At 35.1% G+C, this 8447-nt stretch carries 8 protein-coding genes; 1 reads left to right on the top strand and 7 read right to left on the bottom strand.

Annotated features, from left to right (window positions below; genetic code table 11):
* Nucleotides 1-551: class I SAM-dependent methyltransferase (locus ADJ83_RS07170; RefSeq protein ID WP_048717340.1), on the bottom strand; the 551-nt coding region annotated here is incomplete at its 3' end.
* Nucleotides 552-852: 301 nt separating this feature from the next.
* Nucleotides 853-1038, bottom strand: coding sequence for a hypothetical protein (locus ADJ83_RS07165; RefSeq protein WP_031535760.1), 186 nt, complete (start codon nt 1036-1038; stop codon nt 853-855).
* A gap of 258 nt (nt 1039-1296) precedes the next feature.
* On the opposite strand from ADJ83_RS07165, the gene ADJ83_RS07160 reads away from it, so the two are divergent.
* Nucleotides 1297-2277, top strand: coding sequence for an aldo/keto reductase (locus ADJ83_RS07160; RefSeq protein ID WP_048717337.1), 981 nt, complete (start codon nt 1297-1299; stop codon nt 2275-2277).
* 100 nt (nt 2278-2377) lie between these two features.
* Here ADJ83_RS07160 and ADJ83_RS07155 read toward each other — a convergent pair whose 3' ends face one another.
* The 5 genes from ADJ83_RS07155 to ADJ83_RS07135 form a co-directional block, all read right to left on the bottom strand.
* Nucleotides 2378-3274, bottom strand: coding sequence for a phosphotransferase (locus ADJ83_RS07155; protein ID WP_048717335.1), 897 nt, complete (start codon nt 3272-3274; stop codon nt 2378-2380).
* A gap of 99 nt (nt 3275-3373) precedes the next feature.
* The gene (locus ADJ83_RS07150; protein WP_031535765.1) at nt 3374-3766 is read right to left on the bottom strand and encodes a DUF454 family protein; all 393 of its coding nucleotides are present in this window, start codon (nt 3764-3766) and stop codon (nt 3374-3376) included.
* Between the two features lie 443 nt (nt 3767-4209).
* Entirely contained in the window at nt 4210-4698 is a 489-nt protein-coding gene (locus tag ADJ83_RS07145; RefSeq protein ID WP_031535767.1) for a CBO0543 family protein, read from the bottom strand.
* Nucleotides 4699-4915: 217 nt separating this feature from the next.
* A complete protein-coding gene (gene yhbH / locus ADJ83_RS07140; protein WP_048717332.1) occupies nt 4916-6091 on the bottom strand; it encodes a sporulation protein YhbH in 1176 nt (391 codons plus the stop codon).
* Nucleotides 6092-6366: 275 nt separating this feature from the next.
* A complete protein-coding gene (locus ADJ83_RS07135) occupies nt 6367-8262 on the bottom strand; it encodes a PrkA family serine protein kinase (RefSeq protein WP_031535769.1) in 1896 nt (631 codons plus the stop codon).
* Between the last annotated feature and the right edge of the window lie 185 nt (nt 8263-8447).

The following is an 8447-nucleotide window of genomic DNA, read 5'->3' as shown; positions in this document are numbered from 1 at the left end:
ACTGTTTTCTTAGAAAAGTCAAATCCTGCAGCGACTAGTTTTTCTAACGAAAGCTCCTTCGTGAAGTCCATCGCTACAAATTTTAAACGGGAAGGTATTTCATAGCCTGCTTGATCTAAGCGCTCTTTTTTAAAATTTTGAGTTGATTGGTGGTCAATTTCATATACAGTAACATTTGGTAATGAATCGTAACGCCAAGCAAAAGTATCTAAACCTGCACCCAGAATGACGTATTGCTCAACCCCAAGTTGGCATTCGTTCAATACAACATTTTCTGCGTATGCAGCTCTCGCAAGTGGTGTTGGTGCTAGTTGAATTTGTGTTACCCACTTTAATATTGCTTCATGATTCCCTTTTAATTTTTCAGCCATTTCTGCACTAAAATAAGGAATGCCGTTGGACATATTTTCTGAAATGGATTGATATTCTGCTGATGATAAGAAATCTTGTGCTATATAATCATGGAATATAATCGGATTATCCTCTTTCACATGATATGCTCGACTAAATGCAGAAACTAAAGAAGTTAAACTGAATTCATCATTCTTCATTGTTACCACTCCAATAAAAAAAAGATTCCCCTGGCCAGGAGAATCTTATTATATCAGCAATATTTATTATTGTGAATTATAGCACAAATTGATTTTTTTGTCAAATATTTCAACTCTTTTTTTCTGCTAATTTTCTACTAAACTACCTTTAAAGCTACCCAAGCAAAGAACTAGTAAAATAAGCGTTAGCTCTTAAATCGAACCCCAGCTCTCCTCAGATGACTTTCTCTTTAAACAAACGGCTGAAAGCCTTATCAGTAGTATTGATTTTTTCCACCATTGTTTCCATCCAATAATTTTATTAAAGTGCAATCAGTGAGGCAATGGTCATTATGATGAATACAAAAGAAGCGGTAAACCATATTGTATTTTTGGTTATATTATCTTCCTCCTGTATTTTCTTTAGTAGTGAAACAAGATTTAAACAGAAAATAATGCAATAAACTGGTAATAAATAAAATCCAAAAATAGCAAAAAACTCTATCATTCATTCACATCCTTAACCTTCTATTCAATAGTACTATTCATTATTAAACCACATGGTAAGTTTAAATTTGGTAAAACAAATGTTTTCCATATCATCTAATCACTTTTCACTCTACTTAACATTACCAAATATTTACTTTTTCAAAAATAAACAAAAATATTGGTTCTTCCAATTATGTAAATCTTTACAGACAGAATTCATATCCCTCGCTTAATTAATAACCACTCTTTATAATAAAACCAAAAGGAGGAGTAGTAAATGGATTATATTAAATTAGGTTCTACTGGTTTAGAAGTCTCCCGTCTTTGTCTTGGTTGTATGAGTTATGGAGAACCCGATCGTGGTGGTCATGCTTGGACATTAACAGAAAACGAAAGTCGTCCATTTATCAAAAAAGCATTGGAGCTTGGCATTAATTTTTTTGATACTGCAAACGTCTACTCTGATGGGTCAAGTGAAGAAATTGTTGGACGTGCATTGCGTGATTTTACGAATCGTGATGATGTCGTTCTTGCTACAAAGGTACATGGCAGAATGCGTCAAGGCGCTAATGGTGCTGGCCTTTCCCGAAAAGCAATTATGAGTGAGATCGACAATAGTTTAAAAAGGCTTGGTACCGATTATGTCGATCTCTATCAAATACATAGATGGGATTATGAAACTCCAATTGAAGAAACAATGGAAGCATTGCATGATGTAGTCAAAGCTGGGAAGGCCCGCTATATTGGTGCTTCCTCTATGTATGCATGGCAATTTTTAAAAGCAAATCATATAGCGGAAAAGAATGGATGGACTCGTTTCGTATCGATGCAAAATTACTTAAACCTGCTCTATCGCGAGGAAGAACGAGAAATGTTGCCCCTTTGTAAAGAAGAAGGGATTGGGGTCATTCCTTGGAGTCCAATGGCACGCGGCCGTTTAACTAGAGATTGGGAAGAAACAAGCACTCGTAAAGAAACCGATGAATTCGGAAAAACGTTATACTCCCACACTGAAGAAGCGGACCGTCAAGTAGTAGAACGAGTAAAAGCAATAGCAGAAAAACGCGGCGTACCTCGCGCGCAAGTTGCACTAGCTTGGGTATTACAAAAGGAGACTGTTACTGCACCTATTATTGGCGCAACTAAGCTCCACCATCTTGAAGATGCAGTTGCTGCTCTTTCATTAAAATTGACACAAGAAGAGATTGCTAACTTAGAAGAGCCATATATTCCCCATCCAGTGCTGGGATTTAAGTAATTAATAATAATAACCGGGCGTAAACAATTATGGACCGTCCGGTTATTTTATATTCAGCTACTCATGTTTTCTCATCCAATAAATCCATAACGATCCATTCTCATGACAAAGCCAGAGCTAAACTGATTTTCCCTTCTTGATAAAGGCTCTTATCCTTCTTGTCTATACTGTAAGCAAGCAAGGAAATTATCGTAAATATTGCTTTAAATTGAGCGAGTTTTAACATATCCTCATCAACTTCCCCATAAATAGAGAAAAATTGCTTTCTACCTTCAATAGGAAACAGACTGTAAGCAATCGATAGATCAACAGCAGGATGACCAATATGTGTATCTCCCCAATCAATAATTCCCACAAGTTCTTTATCTTCATTAACAAGCATATTACGAATATGCAGATCACCGTGTGTAAGGACATGAACAGTCGGAACGGCTATATGTGTTATATTTTTTGCATAGTCCTCAGCTAATTGGAATAAAGGTATATTTTCATGTATCTGCAACTTCTTCATTGAATCGATTAAGTGGGATTTTCTTTTATCGATATGAAGTCGATCGAACTCATCATATGGGACATTCTTGAATTGCTCTGTTGAAAAAGAATGTAATTTTTTTAAGAAAAGTGCTAATGGTTTTACCATTTGCATTCTTTCTTCATTCGTTACATCTTGTGGAGTATTTCCTGGTAAATGCTCATACCCTATGAAAACTAGTGAGAAATCCTGAGTTTCTGTACCTAAATAAATCGGCTTTGGAATTGGAAGTGGTAGTTTACCAGCAATTATTCGTAACAATGCCCATTCGCTTCGTAATAGCTTAACCGCAATTTCTCTTCTTGGAAATCGAAACGTATAACGATTATTGACGAGAAATATAGTATTATCAAATCCCTCTCCTATTTCTATAATAGAATGAACACTAATTGAAAACTGAGTCTCAATTAAATGAGAAGCTAGTTCCCTTGTTATCGTATATTCTGGATCCCATATATTTGGCATTAGACCACCTCCTCTCTAATCATTTTTTTACTACTAAAAAGCACATTTTAAAAAGATAAAAAAAGGATCTACCAAAAAGGTCTATCCACTGGGTTATGCTTATTTTTTTATGGTGATTTCTGGATTCTCTCTTTTTGTCTTTATAATAAACATCGATATTGCTTGGGCAACCGCAATACATCCCAAGATAATCCTAGTAAATGGATGATCAACAAGGACAGCACTAATGGCTAAGCAAATATAACAAGTAATGATGATTTTTATCTTTTGCTTTTTCGTTAACTCTCCTTTGCGAAATCCTTTGACATACTCATGATAGAAAGTTGTCGAACGAAACCATTTATTGATACGCTCAGAACCTCTTGTGTAAAAAAAGGAGGTTAATAATAAAAAAGGGGTAGTTGGCAACAAAGGTAAAAACACGCCAATAATCCCTAAAACTAAAAAGAGTGTCCCTAAAAATATATAGATCCATCGATAAATAGGCTTCATCTTTCGCTCCCCTTTCTACCGTTTTTAAGAAGAGTTACATATCCACTATCGTCTTTTTCTTTTCGCACCTCTAACAACAACATCTCTTAGACCAAAAAGAAGCATAATAACACCAGAGGATAAAAACTCCACCCTGAAAATATCCGTATNAAGGATTCCAGCTGCATATAGAACTATTCCGATAACATTAAGTAAAAGAATGATATTTACGATTTTCGTCATTTGCTTTCCTTTCTTGGATCAACATTCTATCCTATTCACGTCAATAAGTATTTACTATTTATGAATGAAACAATCTGTGTTACACTATTCTACTTCGCTATTTTACAATAAAAAAAAGGAAATAACTATGTATTCTTTTAAATTAGGGCAGAAAGAATGAATATACATCACCATTTTCCCCCTGTGATTAGGTTCATAAACATATTAAGAAGGAAACTGAATTATTTAGTTAAAAAATTCAGTTTCCTTAGAGTCTCTATAACTAATCTAGTTAATAAAGATTTCAGGATAATACTTAAAAAGCTATAGTACCATCTCCACCCTTTTTTCCATTCAATTAGCTTTGTTTTTCTTTCAGCCCATAATTCAATAAAATAAAAGGGAATGGTAAATAAAATCAATTTATAGAAAACAGCAAAAGGTTTATCTCTCTTCGTTAATTGGTTGTAGAAAACGGTAAATGTAGGATAAATTAAGAAGTCAAATAATATATGTATTCTAAATTTCTTGGGCAGAAAACGAACTGGATATCTAATTACTTTATGAGATGTTAAGATCATATCAACTATCCCATTTGTAATACCATTATACACAAAAACAATAATCCAATCCCTAATAGGGGGTTTTCTATATAAAATTGGCAGCAGGATCAGTAAATTTAGGATTAATAATCCCTTTAAAAATCGCTTCTCCATTTTATTTTTCTCCATTAAATAACCGCCTCTGCATTAATATGTGCTTCCTTAAGCAGTTTATTCCTTGTTCTTGATTATCTGTATTAGTTACATAAGAATATGGCACACTAAGTTTTAAAAGGTGGTAAATTTAGATTTTGTTTATTTACCCTTATTTAACAGGGACAGAGAATACTACTTGTCCCTTCCCACAAAAAACACAACCCACATAATGAGTTGTGCCACAATTTCTTTATGCATACATCTGTCCTTCTTCCTCTTTTCGGAAGAAACTTGTCATCGCATTAAATACATCTGCTTTTTGTCTTAATAAGTAGTAACGGAACTTTTCATCTTGAATGTTTTTGTAAGCGGACATAAGCGTACTGTGCCGGTTGTATTGATTGACTTCCCCATATCCAAACATATTGGAAACTTCCATCAGCTCTTCTACTAATTTTACACATCTAGCATTATCTGACGTTAAATTGTCTCCATCTGAGAAATGAAATGGATAAATATTGAATCGACCTGGATCGTATTTATCATCAATCAACTCTAATGCCTTTCTATATACAGAGGAACAAATGGTGCCTCCACTTTCTCCTTTTGAAAAGAAATCCTCTTCCGAAACGACTTTTGCTTCTGTATGATGGGCAATGAATTCAATTTCCACTGTTTCATATTTGGTACGAAGAAATCTTGTCATCCAGAAGAAAAAGCTTCTAGCCATATACTTTTCCCATAAGCCCATCGAACCGCTTGTATCCATCATCGCAAGGACGACTGCCTTTGATTCTGGCTTTTGCACTTCATTCCAGGTTTTAAATTTTAAATCCTCTGGATAAATGGGGTGAAAGGCTGGTACTCCAGACATCGCGTTACGCTTAAATGCAGATATCATTGTTTTTTTCTTATCGATATTACCCATTAACCCAACTTTTCTAATATCATTAAATTCAATATTCTCCACGACAATTTGATCTTGCTCTTTTCGTTTTAAATTCGGCAATTCTAATTGCTTGAATAAGGCTTCCTCTAATTCCATTAAAGATACTTCTGCCTCAAAGTAATCTTCTCCTGCCTGATCTCCAGCTCCTTGCCCTTTTCCTGGGCCCTTTTGATTTCCAGATCCATCGCGTGCGACCACATCGCCAACCTGACTATCTCCATTTCCTTGCCCTACATGTTTGTTTTTGTCATAATTATATCGAATTTTGTATTCGTCCAATGAACGAATGGGAATTTTCACAACTTCTCTACCATTTGACATGACGATGTTTTCTTCTGTAATTAAATCAGGTAGGTTATTTTTAATGGCCTCTTGCACTTTTTCCTGATGACGTTGCTGATCATCATGGCCTTTGCGATGGAGGGACCAATTTTCTTGGGATATTACAAACTGATGTTTATTTGGTTTTTCCGTCATCTTACCCCTCCTAAAAATTTTTTATACTTTTTGCACGAATCAAGTGATTTTCGCATACACTAATTTGGGTATCACTATATCTTAATAAAGTGATTACTCTATCATATGCAGATGGACGAAATAATTTACTAATAATTCCGATAATTTTACTTTTTTTAGAAAAAGGGTCGGTTCATGTGTTCCTATTTCATGGCACATTATTCTCCCCAAACTTTCCTATTAGGCAAAAGAGGAACAGACGCCATTTAGCGTGTTCCTCCCTTTGACCAATTTATTTAACGATTCAATAAGCTGCCTACATAACGTAATAACTCGTTGGCAGATGTGGAATTATAGCCATGTTCATCAATTAAACGTGCAACCACCTCATTGACTTTCTTCAATTGCTGCTCATCTGGAGTTTTCGTTGAAGTAGTGATTTTAACAACATCTTTTAAATCTGCAAATAACTTCTTCTGGATTGCTTCACGTAAGCGATCGTGAGAGTTATAATCAAATCGTTTTCCTTTTCTTGCATATGCAGAAATACGAATTAAAATTTCTTCACGGAATGACTTCTTCGCATTTTCTGAAATACCAATTTGTTCTTCAATAGAACGCATTAGTTTTTCATCTGGATTAATCGCATCACCAGTTAATGGATCACGCAGCTTGTTTTTATTGCAGTACGCTTCTACATTGTCTAAATAATTATCCATTAACGTTTTAGCAGACTCTTCATAAGAATAAACAAATGCCTTTTGTACTTCTTTTTTGGCAATTTCATCGTATTCTTTACGCGCTAAGGAAATGCAATTTAAGTATTTTTCTTTTAATTCATTCGTAATAGAAGAATGCTGATCCAATCCTTCTTTTATAGATAAAAGCACATCAAGTGCGTTGATACTTGTTACATCCTTGCGAATAATCGTAGAGGATATCCGGTTGATTACATAACGCGGATCAATACCACTCATTCCTTCATCGCCATATTCGTTTTGTAATTCTTTTAGGTCAGCTGAACCGAAGCCTTCCACATTCTCACCATCGTATAAGCGCATTTTCTTTACTAAATCAATATCCCCTTTTTTCGGTTCTTTCAATCTAGTTAGAATGGTAAAAATAGCGGCAATTTTCAACGTGTGTGGCGCAATATGCACATTCGCAACATCGCTTTCTCGAATCATTTTTTCATAGATTCTTTCCTCTTCTGACGCTTTTAAATTATATGGAACAGGCATAACAATAATACGGGAATGCAATGCTTCGTTCTTTTTATTGGAAATAAAGGAGCGATACTCTGTTTCATTCGTATGAGCGACAATTAACTCATCTGCAGAGATAAGAGCAAATCGACCTGCCTTAAAGTTTCCTTCTTGTGTTAATGATAATAAATGCCATAAGAACTTCTCATCACATTTCAGCATTTCTTGGAACTCCATCATGCCTCGGTTCGCTTTATTTAGCTCTCCATCAAAACGATAGGCACGTGGATCAGACTCTGATCCATATTCCGCAATGGTAGAGAAATCAATGCTTCCTGTTAAATCTGCAATATCCTGTGATTTCGGATCAGATGGACTAAAGGTTCCAATCCCAGTTCGTTTATCTTCTGAGAAAAATACTCTTTCTACCATCACATCTTCAATTCTTCCATTATATTCTTCTTGCAGTCTCATCATATTAAGTGGAGATAAATTGCCTTCAATACGAATCCCATATTCATCAAAGAAATCGTTTCTTAGACTATGTGGAATCATATGAAGCGGATCCTCATGCATTGGGCAACCTTTGATCGCGTATACAGCTCCACGGTCTGTGTAGGTATATGCTTCTAATCCTCTTTTCAGCATCGTTACCAAAGTGGATTTACCACCGCTGACTGGACCCATTAATAATAAAATACGTTTTCTTACATCTAAACGTTTGGCAGCTGGATGGAAATATTCTTCTACTAGCTTTTCTAATGGCTCTTCTAATCCAAAGAGCTGATCAGAGAAAAATTTGTATTGCTTTTTCCCATTTACTTCATCAATGCCAGCATCTTTAATCATGTTATATACTCTAGAATGCGCGGACTGACCTACCCATGGCTTTTCCTTCAAGATTTCTAAGTACTCTCCAAAAGTCCCTTCCCACTTCAACAACTCTTCTTCTTGTCTATACATCTCGATTTTCTTTAATATATTCATATGGACCTCCCCTGTCACATTATCAGAGACGATTAATATAATCTATGCACCAGCGAATGCGAACATGCTTAAAAGAAAGAATAGTTTTTTAAAAGACCCTAAACCATAAAGGGAAAACTGTATCTTTAACACGGAGAACCGCTATAGAATAACAATTATTATTTAATAGGAAATATTTTCTTTTT

Source organism: Bacillus sp. 522_BSPC (genome assembly GCF_001076885.1).
Classification (GTDB): Bacteria; Bacillota; Bacilli; order Bacillales; family Cytobacillaceae; genus Niallia; species Niallia hominis.
This window is presented reverse-complemented; position numbering and strand designations above follow the sequence as displayed.

Excerpts from the sequence above, each read along its gene's own strand:
- ADJ83_RS07165 (WP_031535760.1), bottom strand. The coding sequence starts at position 1,038 with ATGATAGAGTTTTTTGCTATTTTTGGATTTTATTTATTACCAGTTTAT.
- ADJ83_RS07160 (WP_048717337.1), top strand. The coding sequence starts at position 1,297 with ATGGATTATATTAAATTAGGTTCTACTGGTTTAGAAGTCTCCCGTCTT.
- ADJ83_RS07155 (WP_048717335.1), bottom strand. The coding sequence starts at position 3,274 with ATGCCAAATATATGGGATCCAGAATATACGATAACAAGGGAACTAGCT.
- ADJ83_RS07150 (WP_031535765.1), bottom strand. The coding sequence starts at position 3,766 with ATGAAGCCTATTTATCGATGGATCTATATATTTTTAGGGACACTCTTT.
- ADJ83_RS07145 (WP_031535767.1), bottom strand. The coding sequence starts at position 4,698 with ATGGAGAAAAATAAAATGGAGAAGCGATTTTTAAAGGGATTATTAATC.
- yhbH (WP_048717332.1), bottom strand. The coding sequence starts at position 6,091 with ATGACGGAAAAACCAAATAAACATCAGTTTGTAATATCCCAAGAAAAT.
- ADJ83_RS07135 (WP_031535769.1), bottom strand. The coding sequence starts at position 8,262 with ATGAATATATTAAAGAAAATCGAGATGTATAGACAAGAAGAAGAGTTG.